General features: G+C 60.3%; 11 protein-coding genes. 3 read left to right on the top strand and 8 right to left on the bottom strand.

Annotated elements, in window-relative coordinates:
* Window positions 1-47: 47 nt before the first annotated feature.
* On the top strand, window positions 48-944 hold the full coding sequence (locus C3406_RS14290; RefSeq protein WP_103822271.1) for a DMT family transporter: 897 nt from the start codon (window positions 48-50) through the stop codon (window positions 942-944).
* Here C3406_RS14290 and narI read toward each other — a convergent pair.
* From narI to C3406_RS14265, 5 genes are all read right to left on the bottom strand, one after another.
* Window positions 941-1,618 (bottom strand): respiratory nitrate reductase subunit gamma, encoded by a 678-nt coding sequence (narI, locus tag C3406_RS14285; protein ID WP_103179928.1) that lies wholly within the window; start codon window positions 1,616-1,618, stop codon window positions 941-943. The two genes, C3406_RS14290 and narI, sit on opposite strands and share 4 nt — an antisense overlap.
* Window positions 1,618-2,328 (bottom strand): nitrate reductase molybdenum cofactor assembly chaperone, encoded by a 711-nt coding sequence (gene narJ / locus C3406_RS14280; RefSeq protein WP_103179929.1) that lies wholly within the window; start codon window positions 2,326-2,328, stop codon window positions 1,618-1,620. The genes narI and narJ overlap by 1 nt, the downstream gene beginning before the upstream one ends.
* Complete coding sequence (narH, locus tag C3406_RS14275) at window positions 2,325-3,860, bottom strand: nitrate reductase subunit beta (RefSeq protein ID WP_103179930.1); 1,536 nt, start codon at window positions 3,858-3,860, stop codon at window positions 2,325-2,327. The genes narJ and narH overlap by 4 nt, the downstream gene beginning before the upstream one ends.
* A complete protein-coding gene (locus tag C3406_RS14270; protein WP_103822272.1) occupies window positions 3,857-7,600 on the bottom strand; it encodes a nitrate reductase subunit alpha in 3,744 nt (1,247 codons plus the stop codon). Before C3406_RS14270 ends, narH begins: the two co-directional genes overlap by 4 nt.
* Window positions 7,601-7,978: 378 nt before the next feature.
* Window positions 7,979-9,373 carry a NarK family nitrate/nitrite MFS transporter gene (locus tag C3406_RS14265; protein WP_103822273.1) on the bottom strand — a complete coding sequence of 465 codons (1,395 nt, stop codon included), beginning with the start codon at window positions 9,371-9,373 and terminating at the stop codon, window positions 7,979-7,981.
* Window positions 9,374-9,682: 309 nt separating this feature from the next.
* Between C3406_RS14265 and narX the strand changes: the two genes are divergently transcribed.
* Both narX and narL read left to right on the top strand, forming a co-directional pair.
* On the top strand, window positions 9,683-11,479 hold the full coding sequence (narX, locus tag C3406_RS14260) for a nitrate/nitrite two-component system sensor histidine kinase NarX (protein WP_103822274.1): 1,797 nt from the start codon (window positions 9,683-9,685) through the stop codon (window positions 11,477-11,479).
* Window positions 11,472-12,122, top strand: coding sequence for a two-component system response regulator NarL (gene narL, locus C3406_RS14255; RefSeq protein WP_103822275.1), 651 nt, complete (start codon window positions 11,472-11,474; stop codon window positions 12,120-12,122). Before narX ends, narL begins: the two co-directional genes overlap by 8 nt.
* Window positions 12,123-12,124: 2 nt before the next feature.
* Here narL and C3406_RS14250 read toward each other — a convergent pair whose 3' ends face one another.
* The 3 genes from C3406_RS14250 to nirB form a co-directional block, all read right to left on the bottom strand.
* A complete protein-coding gene (locus tag C3406_RS14250) occupies window positions 12,125-13,528 on the bottom strand; it encodes a YchO/YchP family invasin (protein ID WP_103822276.1) in 1,404 nt (467 codons plus the stop codon).
* A gap of 177 nt (window positions 13,529-13,705) precedes the next feature.
* Entirely contained in the window at window positions 13,706-16,216 is a 2,511-nt protein-coding gene (locus C3406_RS14245) for a nitrate reductase (protein WP_103822277.1), read from the bottom strand.
* Window positions 16,213-20,193 carry a nitrite reductase large subunit NirB gene (gene nirB / locus C3406_RS14240; protein ID WP_103826466.1) on the bottom strand — a complete coding sequence of 1,327 codons (3,981 nt, stop codon included), beginning with the start codon at window positions 20,191-20,193 and terminating at the stop codon, window positions 16,213-16,215. The genes C3406_RS14245 and nirB overlap by 4 nt, the downstream gene beginning before the upstream one ends.
* Between the last annotated feature and the right edge of the window lies 1 nt (window position 20,194).

Raw genomic sequence — 20,194 nt, 5'->3', positions numbered from 1 at the left:
CCGGACACATTTTTTTAACAATAGAGGCAATAATCAGGAGGTGTACGATGCGCGACATTCAACAAGGCGTCTGGCAGATGAGCCTGGCGATGCTGATATCCGGCTCTATCGGGGCTTTTGTGTTGCTTTCCGGCTTGCCGGTCATTGACGTGGTGTTCTGGCGCTGTCTGATTGGCGCCATTGCGCTGTTTCTTTTTATTCGTTTGAGTAAACGCCCTTTTAGCCCGTTAACCAAAGTGACCCTGGGTCTGGCCATTCTTGGCGGCATTGCGCTGGTCATTAACTGGCTGCTGCTCTTTGCCGCGTTCGAACGTATCTCCATCGGACTTTCGACGGTGGTCTATAACACCCAGCCCTTTATGCTGGTGTTGATGGGCATGCTGATGGGCGAGCGGGTGAGTCTGGTGAAATGGGGCTGGCTGTTCCTCGCCTTCGGCGGGGTGGTGATTTTGCTCTCCAGCGAGCTGACCGGCGGACACAGCGCACAATGGCTTGCGGGAATCGGCCTCGCGCTGGGTGCCGCTTTCTTTTATGCCCTCACTGCCATTATCACACGCAAATTACAGACCATTGCACCGCAGCACATCGCCTTTATCCAGGTGTTAACCGGCGTGGTGATGCTGCTGCCGCTGGCGCATATGCCGACCTTCTCCAGCGATTTCCCGTGGGGGATTCTGCTGACGCTGGGCATCGTGCACACAGGGGTGATGTATCAACTGCTGTACAGCGCCATTCAGAAGCTCCCTACCCCCATCATCGGCTCGCTGTCATTTATCTATCCGGTCGTCGCGCTGATTGTCGACAACCTGGTGTTCGGGCACGCGCTCAGCCTCACCCAGCTGGCTGGCGGAGCGCTGATTCTGTTTGCCGCGGCGGGTAATAACCTCGGCTGGGGCGAAAAAAAACCCCGCCAGAGCGGGGTTGAGATGAAAACGGCGGATTAGCGACGGGCGCGCACAATCTGGTATTTGCGCGTCATGTACTCCACCGGCGCGCTCCAGATATGCACCAGACGGGAGAACGGGAACAGCAGGAACAGCGTCATGCCCAGTACCAGGTGCACGCGGAAGATAAACGCCACGCCGTCAAGATGCTCAGACGCACCGCCATGGAAGGTCACTACCGACTGTGCCCACCCCACCAGCTTCAGCATTTCGCTGCCGTCCATATGCTGAGCCGAGAACGGAATGGTCAGCAGACCCAGCGCGCACTGCACCATCAGCAGGGTGAGGATCAGGATATCCGCCCCGGTGGTGGTAGCGCGCACACGTGGGCTGAACAGACGACGCTTCAGCAGCATCAGGCCGCCAACCAGGGTCATCAGGCCGCAGGCACCGCCGGCAATCATCGCCATCTTCTGCTTCACGTCCATCGGCAGGAAGGATTCATACATCCAGTGCGGGGTCAGCATTCCGAGGAAGTGACCGGCAAAAATCCCCAGGATCCCGAAATGGAACAGGTTGGATGCCATGTTCATCCCTTTGCGATCCAGCATCTGGCTGGAGGCGGCGCGCCAGGTGTACTGGCCGTAGTCGTAACGCAGCCAGCTACCAATCAGAAATACCGAACCCGCAATGTACGGATAGATATCGAAGAAGAACATATTCAGGAAGTGCATTATTGCTGTCCTCCGTTAGAGATATTCAAATATTGCGGGGCAACGGCACCGGCAAAACGACGCTGGTGAGCAGAGATTTCCGACTCGCCGCAGCTCTGGTCAGCAAAGAACTTCACCTGTTCCTCTTCCCAGACCGCATCCAGCGCCTGTGGGGTGTCGTCGCGCGCTTCATCGGCGATTTTCTCCGCCACTTTTTCACTGTCGACCGAGGCGTTAGCCAGCTTCACCAGCAGTTCGAACAGCACCGCATAGCGGCTTTCACGCTGTTGCAGACGCGCGCTCAGCAAGGCCAGGATCGGGGCGATATCCTGCAGGCCGCCCAGCGCCTCTTCTTTTGGCAGCTGTGCCAGATACTCCAGGTAGAGCGGCAGATGATCCGGCAGCTCGCGGCTGTCGAGATGCAGGCCGTGCTGCTCATACTGGGCCATTAAGTCCACCATCGCCTGGCCGCGATCGCGGGACTCGCCGTGAACGTGTTCAAACAGCAGCAGCGAGGTGGCGCGGCCCCGGTCGAACAGCTGGCTGTAGTCAGACTGCGCATCCAGTAGATCGCGCGCTAACAGATCGCGGAGGAAAACGCCCAGTTTCTGGGCATCCTCTTTATCCAGGTTTTCCGATGACGCGAGTGCATCGAAGAGTTCCTGTTGATGCTGCGCCAGCGCAGCATCCGGGTACTCGAGCAGACGCGAAACAATGACGAGTTCAATCATTGGTGCGGCTCCGTTTTGCTGGTCACATCCATCGCGTCGATGCGGCGGCTGTTGAACAGGTTGAATTTGTTGTCTGACCCGTGGCAACCGTCGCCGAAGGTAAAGCCACACCCGCTTTTCTCCGGGAAAGCTTCACGCGCCAGCTCACGGTGGCTGCTCGGCACCACGAAACGGTCTTCGTAGTTGGCAATCGCCAGGTAGCGGTACATCTCCTGGGCCTGGGCTTCACTTAAGCCCACCTCTTCCAGCGCGCGGGTATCGATGACGCCGTCAACGGTTTCCGCACGTTTGAAGTGGCGCATCGCCAGCATACGTTTCAGGGCCAGCAGCACCGGCTGGGTATCCCCTGCGGTCAGCAGGTTCGCCAGGTACTGAACCGGGATACGCAGGCTTTCGACGTCCGGCAGGATACCGTTGCTGCCCAGCTCACCGGCATCCGCCGCAGACTGAATAGGCGACAGAGGCGGCACGTACCAGACCATCGGCAATGTGCGGTATTCCGGATGCAGCGGCAGAGCCAGCTTCCAGTCCATCGCCATTTTGTAGACCGGCGACTGCTGCGCGGCGTCGATCACGCTCTGCGGAATACCGTCCTTCAGCGCCTGAGCGATCACCTTCGGATCGTTCGGATCGAGGAACACATCCAGCTGACGCTGATAGAGATCTTTCTCGTTTTCGGTGCTCGCCGCGTTCTCAATCGCGTCCGCGTCATAGAGCAGTACGCCGAGGTAGCGAATACGGCCTACGCAGCTTTCGGAGCAGACGGTTGGCATCCCGGCTTCGATGCGCGGGTAGCAGAAGATGCACTTCTCAGACTTACCGCTCTTCCAGTTGAAGTAGATTTTTTTGTACGGGCAGCCGGTGATGCACATACGCCAGCCGCGGCACTTGTCCTGGTCGATCAGCACGATGCCATCTTCTTCACGCTTGTAGATGGCACCGCTCGGGCAGGTGGCGACACACGCCGGGTTGAGGCAGTGTTCGCACAGGCGCGGCAGGTACATCATGAAGGTGTTTTCGAACTGGCCGTACATCGCCTTCTGCATGTTCTCGAAGTTCTGATCTTTGGCGCGTTTTTCGAACTCGCCGCCCAGAATCTCTTCCCAGTTTGGCCCGCTGGTGATCTTGTCCATGCGCTGACCGGTGATCAGCGAGCGTGGACGGGCGATCGGCTGGTGTTTACTTTCCGGCGCGTTGTGCAGGTTCTGGTAGTCAAAATCAAACGGCTCGTAGTAATCATCGATGCCCGGCAAATGCGGGTTAGCAAAGATTTTACCCAGCAGCAGCGCGCGGTTACCCATGCGCGGCTGCAGCTTGCCGTTGATTTTGCGGATCCAGCCGCCCTTCCACTTCTCCTGGTTTTCCCAGTCGGTCGGGAAGCCGGTGCCCGGCTTGCTTTCCACGTTGTTGAACCAGGCGTACTCCATCCCTTCCCGGCTGGTCCAGACATTTTTACAGGTGACTGAGCAGGTGTGACAGCCGATGCATTTATCCAGATTCAGCACCATGCCGACTTGTGAACGAATTTTCATTTTACGCTCTCCTGTACCTGGTCATTACCTTCGCCGTCTAACCAGTTAATGTTCTTCATCTTACGTACCACCACGAACTCATCGCGGTTCGATCCTACGGTGCCGTAGTAGTTAAAGCCGTAGGCCAGCTGGGCATAACCGCCGATCATATGGGTTGGTTTCGGCGTAATACGGGTCACAGAGTTGTGGATCCCGCCGCGCTGCTCGGTGATCTCAGACCCCGGCAGGTTCACGATACGTTCCTGCGCGTGGTACATCATGGTCATCCCGGCCGGTACGCGCTGGCTCACCACCGCACGCGCCGTCAGGGCACCGTTGCTGTTGAAGACTTCGATCCAGTCGTTATCTTCGATCCCCAGATCTTTGGCGTCCGCTTCACTCATCCAGACAATCGGGCCACCACGGGACAGGGTCAGCATCAGCAGGTTGTCGCTGTAGGTGGAGTGGATACCCCACTTCTGGTGCGGCGTCAGGAAGTTCAGCGCCTTCTCCGGGTTGCCGTTTGATTTCGCACCCATCACCGCTTTCACCGAACGGGTGTCGATTGGCGGACGGTACACCAGCAGGCTTTCACCGAAGTCACGCATCCACTGGTGATCCTGATACAGCGACTGACGACCGGACAGCGTGCGCCATGGGATCAGCTCGTGAACGTTGGTATAACCCGCGTTGTAAGAGACATGCTCATCTTCGAGGCCAGACCAGGTCGGGCTGGAGATAATTTTACGCGGCTGGGCCTGAATATCACGGAAGCGGATCTTTTCGTCTTCTTTGTTCAGCGCCAGATGGGTATGATCGCGGCCAGTAAACTCGCTCAGCGCCGCCCAGGCTTTCACCGCCACTTGGCCGTTGGTTTCCGGCGCCAGGGTGAGGATCATCTCTGCCGCATCAATCGCGGTGTTGAGCATTGGCTGGCCTTTCGCCGGGCCATCCGCCTTGGTGTAGTTGAGCTTACGCAGCAGATCCATCTCGCTCTGGGTATTCCAGGCAATGCCTTTCCCGCCGTTACCGATTTTTTCCATCAGCGGGCCGATAGAGGTAAAGCGCTCATAGGTCGCCGGGTAGTCACGTTCAACCGGAATGATATGCGGCGCGGTCACGCCCGGGATCAAGTCGCATTCGCCTTTTTTCCAGTCCTTCACGTCCAGCGGCTGCGCCAGTTCGGCAGCGGAGTCGTGCTGGATGGGCAGCGTCACCACGTCGGTCTCTTTGCCCAGGTGGCCTACGCAGACTTCGGAGAATTTCTTCGCGATGTCTTTGTAGATATCCCAGTCGCTTTTCGATTCCCACGCCGGGTCAACGGCCGCAGAGAGCGGATGAATAAACGGATGCATATCCGAGGTATTCATGTCGTCTTTTTCGTACCAGGTGGCGGTTGGCAGCACGATGTCGGAGTAGAGACAGGTGCTGGAGAGACGGAAGTCGAGGGTCACCACCAGATCCAGCTTGCCGTCGAGACCGTTATCTTTCCACTCCACCTCTTCCGGCTTCACGCCGCCCTGCTTGCCAAGATCTTTGCCCTGAATGCCGTTTTCGGTACCGAGCAGGTATTTCAGCATGTACTCGTGCCCTTTACCGGACGAGCCCAGCAGGTTGGAGCGCCAGATGAACAGGTTACGCGGATGGTTTTTACCGTTTTCCGGCTGTTCTGCCGCGAAACGGATGGAACCCTCTTTCAGGGATTTGACGGTGTAATCCACCGGGGTCATGCCCGCTTTCTTCGCCGCTTCTGCAATGCGCAGCGGGTTGGTGCCCAGTTGTGGCGCAGAGGGCAGCCAGCCCATGCGTTCAGCGCGGACGTTGAAGTCGATCAGGTGACCGCTGTAGCGGGATTTATCCGCCATCGGCGACAGCAATTCCTGCGCGGTAACCGTCTCGTAGCGCCACTGGCTGGAGTGGTTATAGAAGTAGGAGGTGCTGTTCATGTGACGCGCCGGACGCTGCCAGTCGAGGGCAAACGCCAGCGGCTGCCAGCCGGTCTGCGGACGCAGTTTTTCCTGGCCCACGTAGTGTGCCCAGCCGCCGCCGCTCTGACCCACGCAGCCGCAGAAGATCAGCATGTTGATCAAACCGCGATAGTTCATATCGAGGTGATACCAGTGGTTCAGACCGGCACCGACGATGATCATTGAACGACCGTGGGTCTTATCGGCGTTATCGGCAAACTCACGTGCGGTACGGATGATCTGCGCCCGTGGAACGCCGGTGATCTGCTCCGCCCAGGCCGGGGTGTAGGCTTTTACGTCGTCATAGCTGGTGGCGCAGTTTTCATCACCGAGACCGCGCTCCAGACCGTAGTTGGCCAGAGTCAGGTCGTAAACGGTGGTGACCAGTGCGGTTGAGCCGTCGGCGAGCTGCAGGCGTTTCACCGGCAGTTTGTGCATCAGGACGTTCTGCAGCTCCACCTTGTTGAAGTGCTCGGAGCCTTCGCCGCCGAAATACGGGAAGCCAACATCGGCGATCTCGTCCTGGCTGCCCAGCATGCTGAGGCGCAGTTCGGTCTCTTCGCCCGTCGTGCCGTTACGCTGCTCGAGGTTCCATTTACCTTTCTCGCCCCAGCGGAAGCCGATAGAGCCGTTCGGTGCAACCAGCTCGCCATTGCTATTACAGGCAACGGTTTTCCACTCCGGATTGTTTTCCTGGCCCAGCGCATCCACCAGATCGGCGGCACGCAGCATGCGGCCTGCGGCATAGTAGCCGTCACGCTCTTCGAGCATGACCAGCATCGGCATGTCGGTGTAACGACGCACGTAGTCGGTGAAGTACTGGCTTGGCTTGTCAACATGGAACTCACGCAGCATGACGTGGCCCATCGCCAGCGCCATGGCCGCATCGGTACCCTGCTTCGGCGCCAGCCACAGATCGCAGAGCTTGGCAATTTCGGCATAGTCCGGGGTCACGGCTACGGTTTTGGTGCCTTTGTAACGCACTTCGGTAAAGAAGTGGGCGTCCGGGGTACGGGTCTGCGGCACGTTAGAGCCCCAGGCGATGATGTAGCTGGAGTTGTACCAGTCGGCGGATTCCGGAACGTCGGTCTGCTCACCCCAGGTCTGCGGAGAGGCAGGCGGCAGGTCGCAGTACCAGTCGTAGAAACTCAGGCAGGTGCCGCCGATCAGCGACAGATAACGCGCGCCAGAGGCGTAGGAGACCATCGACATCGCCGGGATTGGCGAGAAGCCAGCCACGCGGTCCGGGCCGTAGGTTTTCACGGTATAGACGTTGGAAGCGGCAATCAGCTCATTCACTTCCTGCCAGGAGGAGCGAACAAAGCCGCCGCGACCGCGAGCCTGTTTGAAGCTCTTCGCTTTGTCGGCGTCTTCGATAATAGAGGCCCAGGCCAGAACCGGATCGCTGTGCTGCGCTTTCGCTTCACGCCACATTTTCATCAGGCGTTTACGCATCAGCGGGTATTTCAGGCGGTTAGCGCTGTAGAGATACCAGGAGTAGCTTGCGCCACGCGGGCAGCCGCGCGGTTCGTGGTTTGGCATATCCGGGCGGGTGCGCGGGTAGTCGGTCTGCTGCATTTCCCAGGTCACCAGACCATTTTTGACGAAAATTTTCCAGCTACAGGAGCCGGTGCAGTTTACGCCGTGGGTCGAACGTACGACTTTGTCATGTTGCCAGCGCTGACGGTAACCGTCTTCCCAGTCCCGGTTAGTCTCCAGAACCTGGCCGTGCCCATCGGCAAATGTTTCGCCCTTCTGTTTGAAGTAGCGAAACCGGTCCAAAAATTTGCTCATCGGGTATCTCCTGTATGGAGCCTGTGGCTCTCTAAATCGACATTGCTGATTTGCAGCGAAGGTAACGCTCTGAAAGAGGAGGAGAATTGATAACGATCAAGGGGAGTTGGGGATGTTCAGAAGGGGAAATTTTCGACTACCACCAAAGCGGTACAGAATATAATAATGTAACTTACTGTTTTATATGGTCATTATTTATTTATCCTACAAAAGCGCGCGTAACATTTAACCCCAGCGGTATTAAGGGGTAGGTAAGCCTGATTAGCGATGGCGATCACAGTGGCCGCATGCTAACAGCGGCTTACGCTTTGAGTATGTTGTAACTAAATGCAGCGCAAAAAAAGCGCGGCACCAGGCCGCGCAAACGGATAATCAAACTTACTTTTTATTAGAATTCCGTCCGTATACCAGCCAGGTGACAAACACGCAGACGATATAGAAAACGAGGAACACCTTCATCGCACCCGCCGGCGAGCCGGTCAGATCCAGTGAGATACCAAAGGCTTTAGGAATAAAGAACCCGCCAATCGCGCCGATCGCTGAGATAAAGCCCAGCGCGGCTGCGGTGTCGGTAGCCGCCTCACGCATCGCCTGCTGCTCAGTGCCGCCCTGCGCTTTAACGCGATCCATCGTCAATTTACGGAAGATCACCGAAATCATCTGGAAGGTGGAAGCACTCCCCAGCCCGGCAGTCAGGAACAGCACCATAAAGACCGCGAAGAAGGCGCCGAAGTTGCCGCCCACACCGTTTACCGGCAGGGTCATAAACAGCAGGGCACAGAAGAGAGCCATCACCACAAAGTTCACCAGCGTCACGCGGGTACCGCCCAGACGGTCAGAGATCATCCCGCCGGTAGAGCGTGCCAGGGCGCCAATAAACGGCCCGAAGAAGGCGTAGTGCAGGATCTGCACATCCGGGAACTGGGTTTTGGACAGCATCGCAAACCCGGCAGAGAAGCCGATAAACGAGCCGAACGTTGCCAGATAGAGCAGCGCCATGATCCACAGGTGGGCGCGCTTCAGCACCGGCAGCTGTTCGCTGAGCGACGCTTTCGATGCCGCCAGGTCGTTCATGCCAAACCATGCCGCCAGGGTAAAGACCACCAGGAACGGCACCCAGATCCACGCGGCGTTCTGCAGGAACAGCAGCGAGCCGTCGGCCTGTTCAACGCCAGCGCCACCAAACGCGGCGAAAATAGAGACCGAGATCGCCAGCGGCGCAATCAGCTGCATTACGCTGACGCCCATGTTGCCCAGGCCGCCGTTGATCCCCAGCGCCCCGCCCTGCTTCTGTTTCGGGAAGAAGAAGCTAATGTTCGCCATGCTGGAAGCGAAGTTTGCCCCTGCAAAGCCGCACAGCAGAGAGATGATTACGAAGGTGCTAAACGGTGTAGAGGTATCCTGTACCGCAAAGCCCAGCCAGACGCACGGGATGATCATGATCCCGGTACTGAACGCGGTCCAGCGGCGTCCGCCGAACACCGGTACCATAAAGGCATAAGGGACACGCAGCAGTGCGCCGGAGAGCGCAGGCAGCGCGGTTAACATAAACAGCTGGTCGGTGGTAAACTTGAAGCCCACTTTCGGCAGGTTAACAGCGACGGCGCTGAACAACATCCAGACGCAGAACGCCAGCAGCAGACAGGGAACGGAAATCCACAGATTACGACTTGCTACTCGTTGGCCGCGCTGTTGCCAGAACGCCGGATCTTCCGGACGCCACTCGGTAATGACTGCGCCAGAATCCCTTTCGGGGGTAGTAGAGTGACTCATAGACACCTCTGATTCTTAAAAGTTGCCACAAAGATCAGGGTTTTAAGCCGACAGGAAGTTGATATAAATCAATGGGAAGGTGGGCAATTTTATGGCCTGAAAATCGCTATCCCCCAAAGTGAGTAGCGCTTATCAGTGAAAAAGGTGTGGTTTTTCACGGTACTGCTTCCCCCGCTTACCCCTCTCCTCCCATTCACCTCTCCAATGGCAATTAGTAGGTAATCCTTTTGAGGTATGGGTATACTCCAGGGGTTGCCTGAGAATAGAGCCCTTGCCGAGTCCAGGCATTGTCAGGAGCCAGACTGCCCTATGTTTAAACGCTGTTTTTCACCACTCACGCTGGTTAACCAACTGGTGCTGATTGTCATGCTGTCTACCGGGATCGGGGTGACAGGGATGGCGATCTCCGGCTGGCTGGTTCAGGGCGTTCAAGGCAGCGCACACGCCATTAATAAGGCCGGTTCACTGCGTATGCAGAGCTACCGCCTGCTGGCGGCCATCCCCCTGGAAGCCAAAGACCAGGCGTTACTCGATGAAATGGAAGCGACGGCGTTCAGCCCCGAACTGGAAATCGCTGCCCGCCGCGATCGTCAGCAGGCGCAGCTGAAGGCCCTGCAGACTTACTGGCATACCCAGTTAATGCCCGGGCTGCGACAGGCGCGTAATCCGGATGCGGTAGCCCAGGATGTCTCCGGCTTTGTCAGCCGTCTGGATACTCTGGTTTCGGCGTTCGATCACAGCACCGAGCTGCGTATCGGCCGGGTGGTACTGCTGCAGCAGGTGATGGCGGTCTTTATGGGGCTGCTGCTGGTCTTCACCATCCTCTGGCTGCGCGCCCGGCTGCTGCACCCCTGGCGCCAGCTGCTGGCGATGGCCCGCGCCGTGACCCAGCGTGATTTTACCCAGCGCGCCCACATCAACGGACGCAATGAGATGGCGATGCTCGGCGAGGCGCTGAACACCATGTCCGGCGAGCTGGCTGAGAGTTATGCGGTGCTGGAACAGCGCGTGCGCGAAAAAACTGCCGGGCTGGAGCAGAAAAACGAGATCCTCTCCTTCCTCTGGCAGGCCAACCGCCGCCTGCACTCCCAGGTGCCGCTGTGCGAGCGCCTCTCGCCGGTGCTTAACGGCCTGCAGAATCTGACCCAGTTGCACGACATCGAATTGCGCGTATACGACCTGGAAGATGAAGAGAATCATCAGGAATTTACCTGTCAGTCGGATGCCAGCTGCGATGAAATTGGCTGTCGCCTCTGCCCGCGCGGCCTGCCGCCGCTGACCACCAGCGGGACCACCCTGAAGTGGCGCCTGGCGGATAACCTGACGCAGTACGGCATTTTACTGGCGACGCTGCCCGCCGGACGTCATCTCAGCCACGATCAGCAGCAGCTGGTCGATACGCTGGTGGAGCAGCTGACCGCGACCCTGGCCCTCGACCGCCATCAGGAAAAACAGCAGCAGCTGATTGTGATGGAAGAGCGCGCCACCATTGCCCGCGAATTGCATGACTCCATCGCCCAGTCGCTCTCCTGCATGAAGATGCAGGTCAGCTGTCTGCAGATGCAGGACACGGATCTGCCGGAGAGCAGCAAGCAGCTGCTGAGCCAGATCCGCAACGAGCTGAACACCTCCTGGATACAATTGCGGGAACTGCTAACCACCTTCCGCCTGCAATTAACGGAGCCCGGCCTGCGTCCGGCGCTGGAGGCCAGCTGTCAGGAGTTTAGCGCCCGGCTCGGCTTTAACGTCTCGCTGGACTATCAGCTGCCGCCCCGTTTCGTACCCTCTCACCAGGCTATTCATCTGCTGCAGATCGCCCGGGAGGCGTTAAGCAATGCGCTGAAACACGCCGGGGCGACGGCGGTCTCGCTCACCGTGAGCCAGCACGAAAACCAGGTCAGACTGGTGGTGCGTGACAACGGCTGCGGGATCCCGGAAAACGCCGAACGCAGCAACCACTATGGTCTGATTATTATGCGAGACCGCGCACAAAGCCTGCGTGGAGATTGTCAGGTCCGTCGGAGCGAATCGGGCGGAACTGACGTTATCGTCACCTTTATTCCCGAAAAGCCTCTTTTCACTGCCCAAGGAGAACACCATGTCTAATCAGGAGCCCGCTACAATCCTGTTGATCGACGACCATCCGATGCTGCGCACCGGTGTTAAACAACTTATCAGCATGGCGTCGGATATCACCGTCGTGGGCGAAGCCAGCAACGGCGAACAGGGGATTGAACTGGCCGAGGCCCTCGATCCTGATTTGATCCTGCTCGACCTGAATATGCCCGGCATGAACGGCCTCGAAACCCTCGATAAGCTGCGCGAGAAAACGCTCTCCGGTCGCGTGGTGGTCTTCAGCGTCTCCAACCATGAAGAGGATGTGGTCACCGCCCTGAAACGCGGCGCCGATGGCTACCTGTTAAAAGACATGGAGCCGGAAGATCTGCTGAAATCGCTGCAACAGGCGGCGGCTGGTGACATGGTGTTGAGCGAAGCGTTAACCCCGGTACTGGCGGCCAGCCTGCGCGCCAACCGTGCCACCTCCGATCGCGACGTGAGCCAGTTGACCCCGCGCGAGCGCGATATCCTGAAGCTCATCGCCCAGGGGTTGCCAAACAAGATGATCGCTCGCCGTCTGGACATCACCGAAAGCACGGTCAAAGTCCATGTGAAGCATATGCTGAAGAAGATGAAGCTGAAGTCACGGGTCGAAGCGGCGGTCTGGGTACACCAGGAGCGCATTTTCTGAGTTTACTCGTCCGACAGCAGCGTCCAGCGCGGATCCTCCTCTGGCAGCGCCAGTAGCGGCTCCGTCAGGGCAAGCGTGATCTCATTGGAAGAGACACGCTGCCCCGCTTCATCTTCCACCACCACCGACAACCGCCAGCGGTTGCTTGCCCCCTCACTGCTATCCCACGCCGGCAGGATAATGCTCCAGCCTTCGCTGTCACTGGCCTTCGCCGGTGAGGTCAGGCTCAGCGCCTGCGTATCGCCCTGCCAGTGCAGGGAACGCACCCCGTTACGGCTGCGAATATCCAGCTTCAGCATGACCGTTTCGCCCGGCTTGAGATCCCACGGCGGCGTCGCCAGCCATACCGAGAGCGTTTTACGCTGACGGAACTCCAGTACCGGCAGGTTCTGACGTTCAGGTGGATCGTAGCGGCTTCCCCGCAGGGAGCGGCTTTCGGCCACTTCGCTGGCGGAGAGCTGTTTTTTCAGCGGCACCCCGAAGCGGTAGTTGAGTTTCAGGCCGAGGTTGTTCTGGCTCACCCCGCTCTCCCCCTGCTTATGCCCGGCGGAAAGGGTCACCAGCGGCACCGGGGTGTAGTTCAGCCCGAGGTTGACCGCCAGCGGATTGTGGTACCCGGTGCCGGTGTGAAACAGATCCACGCTGTCGCCAAAATATTGTTCAAAGCTGATGCTGGTGTTGAGGTGATGATAAAAGGGCAGCCTGGCGTTGGCGCTGATATCGTACCCGCGCGCCATGCGCTGCTCCTGCACCTCCGAGCTGTCACGCCAGCTGGCAAACGGCTGATAGTAGTTGGCCGACAGGCGCAGGTATTCGCCCCAGGCTTCGGCGCCGAGCCCGGCGCGCTGGAGGTTTTCATCGAGCAGATTGTCATAAAAGGTGTTGTAACCCAGCAGCCATTTGCCCGCCACCCAGCGCTGGCCGATACCCGCATTGCTCACCAGACCGTCCTCCTGCTGGGTCAGGCCGAGCTGACTCCAGGTGAGGTAGTGGTTGTTATCCTGCCAGGGTATAAACCAGCTCCCCTTGCTGCCGGTGAAGCGCCCCTCGTCATTGACCAGCAGATCGACGCTGGCATTACCCCACGGCGAAAGCCAGGACTCAATATGCTGGTTCACTTCCTGGCTGACGGCGTCCCGCACCTTGCCCAGGGCAAACTGCCGGGCCTGCTCCTCGGTGGTCAGGCCGTTGTCGGTCATGCTGGCTTCGCCGAACGCTTTCGCCATCTCCGCCAGATGCTTCTCACCTTCCCCCGTCGGGGTCGCCATGCCTAAGTCCGGCAGGCTGTCGCCATTATTATCGAACGGATTTTGCGCCTGATGGATAAACGAATTCGGGGCAGCGTGAACGGCTCCGGCATAACAGAGGAGAAGAAACAGCGAACGAATACGGGGGGAAACAACCATCACCGTCGTGTAAGGGTGCCTGTGTTGAAAGAAAACGGAGTTAACACCTTAGCGTGCCTGAGAAAAAATTTCAGCCCTAAGGTAAATTTCAGGAATATCCTGAAGATTGCCGGGTGGCGATAACGCTTACCCGACCTACGATCCTCCAGGCCTGATAAGCGCAGCGCCATCAGGCATTTACACCTTCACCCCCAGCATACCCTTCAGCTCCGGCACACAGGAGCCGCAGTTGGTGCCGCAGCGCAATTTTACCCCCAGCGCTGCCGCCGAGTCGCATCCCCCCGCAATGGCCTCGCGGATAGCGTTTTCGCCGACGCTAAAGCAGCTACAGATGATGCGCCCCGGATCGCTGAGCTCGCCAGGATCCTGCCCGTCAAGCAGGGCGTGACGCTCCGCCAGCGCGACCGGTGCGGCGTGAAACGCGGCTTCGATAACGCTGTGCGCCAGCGCCGGTACGCCGGTGCCTTGCCAGAATCCCAGCATCAATGCCCCGTCATGCCAGGCCAGGAGGCTGCTGCGCTCGCCCGTCTGCGCGATTTGCAGCTGCCAGCCCTGCCCGGCGCAGTGTGCCAGCAGCCACTCCAACAGCGGCTTGTCCCCCGCCAGGGTCAGGCGCGACACCCCATTTGCCGCTTTGCGCCACCAGTGGACGTACGTCGGCAGGGTCAGTTCCTCCCGGCTGTAAAGCTCCCCCTGCCATGCGGGCTGCCACGGCATCAGCCGCACCGCGGTCTGTTTGCTCTCCGGCTGGCCGGAGTGGGGATCGCAGCGCCCTTCAACCAGGGCATTTACTTTGCCCTGGCGCGAAAAACAGCTGTTCCAGTGCATCGGGACAAACAGCTCCCCGGGGCGCTGCCCATCGTTTATCCGCGCCCGGGCCACCATCAACCCGCGCGGGGCGCTGATGCGCGCCAGTTGTCCGTCGCGCAATCCCAGCCGGGCGGCATCCTGCGGCGAGATCTCTACCGTCGGTTCATCGCGGTGCTGCATCAGGCGCGGCACGTAGCCGGTGCGGGTCATGGTGTGCCACTGATCGCGCATACGTCCGCTGTTGAGGGTAAAGGGATAGAGCAGATTCGGCGTAGCGCCATGCGGCTGCGGGTTGACTGGCACCCGGTGGGCGCGGGTTAATGCCTCGCGGTTGATCGGCCACTGCCAGGGCGTCAGACCATCCCACTGCGCACGGGTCAACTGCGTCAGGGCCGCGAGGTTAAGCTGCCGTTCGCCATGGTTCTCAAAGGCCGTCAGCGCGGCGTGTTCGGCAAAGATGGCGTGAGGATGATCCCAGGCGAAGGCCGCGCCGTGGCCCAGTTTCTCAGCAATACGGGCGATGATCCACCAGTCGGGTTTCGCCTCGCCGGGCGCGGGCAGAAAGGCGCGCTGGCGGGAGATGCGCCGTTCGGAGTTGGTCACCGTCCCCTCTTTCTCCCCCCAGCCGAGCGCCGGAAAACGGATGTGGGCGAAGCGGCTGGTGTCGGTGTCGCGCATCACTTCGGAGACCATCACCAGCGGACAGGCTGCCAGCGCCTGGCAGACCGCATGGCTGTCCGGAAGCGACACCGCCGGGTTAGTACCCATGATCCACACCGCCTTCACCTCGCCGCGGGCAATGGCCTCAAACAGCTCCACCGCCATCAGCCCCGGCGTCTGCGCCAGCCGCTCCGTACCCCAGAAGCGCGCCACGCGGCTCAAATCGTCCGGCGTGAAGTTCATGTGCGCCGCCAGCTGATTCGCCAGCCCGCCCACCTCGCGCCCGCCCATCGCATTGGGCTGACCGGTCAGCGAAAAGGGTCCGCAGCCTTCGCGCCCAATTTTTCCGCTCGCCAGATGGACGTTGATAATGGCATTGCACTTGTCGCTGCCGCTGGTGGACTGGTTGATCCCCATGGTGTAGAGCGTCAGCGCGCGCGGGGCGGCGATAAACCAGGCGTAAAAAGTGGCGACATCGTCGGGCGGCAGGCCGCAAAATTCGGCCACCCGCTCAGGCGGCCAGTCGCTGGCCTGACCGGGGTCGACCGCGTTGAGCAGCCCCACGAACAGCCCGGCGTCGCTGCCCGGCGTCAGGGCCAGATGCAGATCGGCAATGTCGCAGGTTGCGGTACGCCGCGGATCGATCACCACCACCTTCATCGCCGGATTATCAATCTTCGCCTGCGCCAGGCGCTGATAGAGCACCGGATGGGTCCAGGCGGCGTTCGAGCCCACCAGCACCACCAGATCGGTCGTTTCAATATCCTCGTAGCTGCACGGCACCACATCTTCGCCAAAGGCGCGCTTGTAGCCCACCACCGCCGAGGACATGCAGAGCCGGGAGTTGGTGTCGATATTGGCCGCGCCGATAAAGCCTTTCATCAGCTTGTTGGCGGCGTAGTAATCCTCGGTCAGCAGCTGGCCGGAGGCATAAAAGGCCACCGCCTGCGGCCCATGTTTTTCAATAATCTCCCCCAGCCGCGCACCCGCGATATCCAGCGCCTGCTCCCAGCTCACCGGCTGGTTGTCCACCTCCGGGTGCAGCAGGCGGCCCACTAAACCGGTGGTCTCCCCCAACGCCGAGCCTTTGACGCACAGCCGACCGAAGTTGGCTGGATGGTTGTTGTCGCCGCGCACGCTCACCTCGCCGTTTTCGACGCGGGCGATCACGCCGCAGCCCACACCGCAGTAAGGACAGGTCGTTTGGGTTTCCGTCATGAGGCCTCCGCGCGCATCACCAGCTCTTCGCTGCCTACCAGCACCCGGTCACCGTCAACCTTGACCGGCCAGGCGCGCACCGCCACTTCCCCGGTTTCAACATGGCGCCCGTCGCGCAGGCGGATCCGCGTTTTATACAGGGGGGAGATCACCACCGGCTCGCCCCCGGCATCGCCGAGAATCCCGCGCGACAATACGCTGGCGCTGCCGCCCGGCTCGCGATCCTCCAGGGCATAAATCGCCTTGCCGAAGCGGAACAGCGCAATGGGCTGCGTACCCAGACGGGCACCAATGCCCGCCTGTTCCGGGATCTCGTCCAGAGTACAGATATCCTGCCAGCGTTTTGCGGATGCTGGCGCGGCGTCGAGGGTGCGGAACTGCGCCAGGCGGCCCGGGTCCTGCAAAGTGGTCTGCCATTCGCACTGATAGGTATCCACCACCCGCTGCATCTCCTGCTCCAGCTCGGCGGCAATGCCGAGGCTGTCGTCGATGATCACCTCGCGCAGGTATTCCAGCCCGCCCTCGAGGTTATCCCGCCAGGTGCTGGTGCGCTGCAGGCGGTCGGCGGTGCGGATATAGAACATCAGGAAACGGTCGACGTAGCGCAGGAGCGTGGCCTCATCGAGATCGCTGGCGAACAGATCCGCGTGGCGCGGCTTCATCCCGCCGTTGCCGCACAGATAGAGGTTCCACCCTTTGTCGGTGGCGATCATCCCCACATCCTTGCTCTGGGCTTCGGCGCACTCGCGGGTGCAGCCGGAAACAGCCATCTTGATCTTGTGCGGGGCGCGCAACCCCTTGTAACGGTTCTCCAGCGTCACCGCCAGCCCGGTCGAGTCCTGCACGCCGTAGCGGCACCAGGTGGAACCGACGCAGGATTTCACCGTGCGCAGGGATTTGCCGTAGGCGTGGCCGGTTTCAAACCCGGCGTCGATCAGCTGCTGCCAGATCTCCGGGAGCTGTTCCAGCCGGGCACCAAACAGGTCGATACGCTGTCCGCCGGTGATTTTGCTGTAGAGCTGGTAGCGTTTGGCGATCTGCCCGATGGCGATCAGCCCGTCGGCGGTCACTTCGCCAGCGGCCATGCGCGGCACAATGGAGTAGGTGCCATCTTTCTGGATATTGGCAAAGTAACGGTCGTTGGTGTCCTGCAGCGGCAGGTGGGCCGGTTTCAGCAGATATTCGTTCCAGCAGGAGGCCAGCACCGATCCCACCAGCGGCTTACAGATCTCACACCCGTGGCCCTGGCCGTAGCGGCTGATAAGCTGATCAAAGGTGTGGATGCGGTTGACGCGCACCAGGTGGTAGATCTCCTGCCGCGAGTACGCGAAATGCTCGCAGATGTCCTTTTTCACCTCCACGCCCTGGGCCGCCAGCTGGAACTCCATCACCTGTTTCACCAGGGCGCTACAGCCGCCGCAGCCGGTAGCCGCTTTGGTGCACTGTTTTACCGCCCCGATGTCGGTGGCGCCGTTGCTGACCGCCTGGCAGATATCGCCTTTGCTGACGTTGTGGCAGGAGCAGATCTGCGCGCTCTCCGGCAGAGCCGCCACGCCCAGCGCTTTCGGGGCGCTGCCCGCCACCGCAGGCAGGATCAGGGTTTCAGGATCCTTAGGCAGGCGAATGTCGTTGAGCATCATCTGCACCAGGGTCGCGTATTCGCTGGCATCCCCCACCAGCACCCCGCCGAGCAGGGTTTTATTGTCGGCACTGACCACGATCTTCTTGTAGATCTGCTGCGGGCCGTGGGTCCACTGGTAGCTCTGCGCCCCTGCGGTGCGGCCATGGGCATCGCCGAACGACGCGACATCTACACCTAACAGTTTCAGCTTGGTGCTCATATCCGCACCCATAAACGCGTTCTCTTCTCCCGCCAGCGCGGCGGAGGCCACCCGCGCCATCTGATAGCCCGGGGCCACCAGACCGTAGATTTTGCCTTCCCAGAGGGCGCATTCTCCGATAGCGAAGATGTCCTCGTCGGAGGTGCGGCACTGGTTGTCGATAGCAATCCCCCCACGCTCGCCTAGCACCAGGCCGCAACTCCGGGCCAGCGCATCCTGCGGGCGGATCCCGGCGGAGAAGACCACCATATCGGTCGCCAGCTCGCTGCCGTCGGCAAAGCGCAGTACCATCCCGCTGTCGGTTTCTGCGATTTCGGTGGTGGCCTTGCTGGTATGCACCCCCACGCCGAGGGCTTCAATTTTACGGCGCAGCATCGCGGCGCCGTCGTTATCGAGCTGCACCGCCATCAGGTTCGGGGCAAACTCCACCACGTGCGTATCCAGCCCAAGCTGTTTCAGGGCGTTGGCGGCTTCCAGCCCCAGCAGGCCGCCGCCAATCACCACCCCGGTGCGCGAATTTTTTGCATGGGCGGCGATGTTATCCAGGTCGTCGAGAGTACGGTAGACAAAACAGCCCGGCAGATCCCGGCCCGGCACCGGCGGCACAAACGGGTATGAACCGGTCGCCAGCACCAGCTTGTCCCAGTGGGTTTCATGCCCTGCTCCCGTGCGAATCACCCGGGCGTCGCGATCGATGGCGACCACCGGCTGGGAGAGGCGCAGCTCAATGCCGTTATCGGCAAAGAAATCTCCGGCCACCATCGACAGCGAGTCGGCGCTGCGTCCGGCAAAATATTCCGACAGATGGACGCGATCGTAGGCGGCATAGCGCTCTTCGCCGAAGACCACAATCTGATACTGCTGATGCAAACCGCGATTGACGCAGTCTTCAAGAAAATGGTGGCCGACCATACCGTGCCCAACCACAACCAGAGTAGGTTTTGTCATAGCGTTCTGTCCTGCAACCTGCGGCTGCGTAGTGAATCGATCGAACAGCCAGTCCGCCTGAGCGGGTTCTGACGTTGCCAGTAAATCGGTGAGGGTGGCCGCGCTGCGACACTCCCCCATCAGCAGCACGCCTGCCAGCGTGCCGTTGCGAACCAGTAGACGGCGGTAGTGGCGGGTCAGCGGGTCCCAGCTGGTCCACACCGCATCTTTTTCCTGCGCGATAACCTCACCAGCGCTGAACAGCTCAATACCGGTCACTTTCAGGCGCATGCCGTTTTGCGCGGGGATAAAGGGGGCGACGCACTCCCCCGCGAGACGGGCGGCGAGGATCTCCGCCTGGGCGAGGCACGGCGCCACCAGCCCCCAGGTCTCGCCGTTTAATTCACAGCACTCGCCGATGGCGCTGATACCCTCTATTGCGGTGCGCATCTGGTTATCCACCAGGATCCCCCGGCCGCAGGGCACACCACTGGCCTGTGCCAGGGCGATATTGGGCAACACGCCCGTCGCCAGTACCACCCGGGTGGCGGCCAGGGTGCGCCCGTCGCTGAGGGTGACGCTGTCGGGGGTGATCTGCGACAACCCGGCGTTCAGTTCACAGCCGATACCCCGCTCGCAAAGCGCCTGCTCCAGCAGCAGACCCGCCTGCTGATCGAGCTGCTGCTCCATCAGCCACGGACCGCGGTGGACTAACGTGACGTTGTCACCATGCTGTCTTAACGCTGCGGCGGCTTCCACGCCGAGTACGCCGCCCCCCAGCACCACCGCCGGGCCGGGCGTCGCCAGAATAGCGGCCACATCCTCCAGAGTGCGAAAGGTGAAGACGTGGGGCAGATGGCTGCCAGGGATGGGCGGCACGAACGGCTGGGAACCGGTGGCAAAGACCAGTTCATCCCATACGAGCTGTCGGCTGTCGGTACGCAGCGTTCGGGCGCTAAAATCCACTGCCCGCACCCGCTCGCCGCACACCACGGTGATGCCGCGCGTCCGATACCAGCTCTCATCATGAAGCTGTGTCGCCGCCGCCTCTTTCTCGCCCCCCAGCACCGGCGAAAGCTGTATGCGGTTGTAGGCGTGTACGCGCTCCTCGCCGATGAGGGTGATCTCAAAGCGGCCAGGCGCGCGCTCGGTCAATGACTCAACCAGCCGCGTTGCCGCCAGTCCGTTTCCAATGATGACCAGGCGCATG

Source organism: Leclercia sp. LSNIH8 (assembly GCF_002920195.1).
GTDB lineage: Bacteria > Pseudomonadota > Gammaproteobacteria > Enterobacterales > Enterobacteriaceae > Enterobacter.
Note: the sequence above shows the minus strand (reverse complement) of the source record. Positions and strands in the feature narration are given on the sequence as shown.